The sequence below is a fragment of the Sphingomonas sp. AC449 genome (assembly GCF_979253475.1).
The window spans coordinates 1-274 of the sequence record NZ_CEEDCZ010000048.1 but is presented as its reverse complement, the minus strand read 5'-3'; the positions used below and the strand labels follow the sequence as shown (position 1 = coordinate 274).

Here is a 274-nt window from a genome sequence, read left to right as displayed (position 1 = left end):
GTCGTCCTGGACCGGGCCGCAGCTCGAGCTCGACGAGAAGGGCGATCTTCTCGACCAGTCGCAGGTCGTCGGCTGGATGCAGAAGCCTGCCGCCGAGCGCGTTTTCGCGAGTGCGGGCCAGGATTATGCGGCGCTCGCCGCGGCGGCCAAGGTGAAGGGCTTCAAGGCGGTACCGCTCGGCCTCAAGCTGTCGACCGGCTTTGTCAACACGAGCCGGCGCCAGGCGTCGAAGAACGTCATCGGCGTGCTGCCGGGGACGACCGCACCGAACGAC

At 68.2% G+C, this 274-nt stretch carries 1 pseudogene; it reads left to right on the top strand.

The annotated features are described in order from the left end of the window. Positions 1 to 274, top strand: a pseudogene (locus AC0CH3_RS17805) (peptidase M28); the annotation flags it as partial.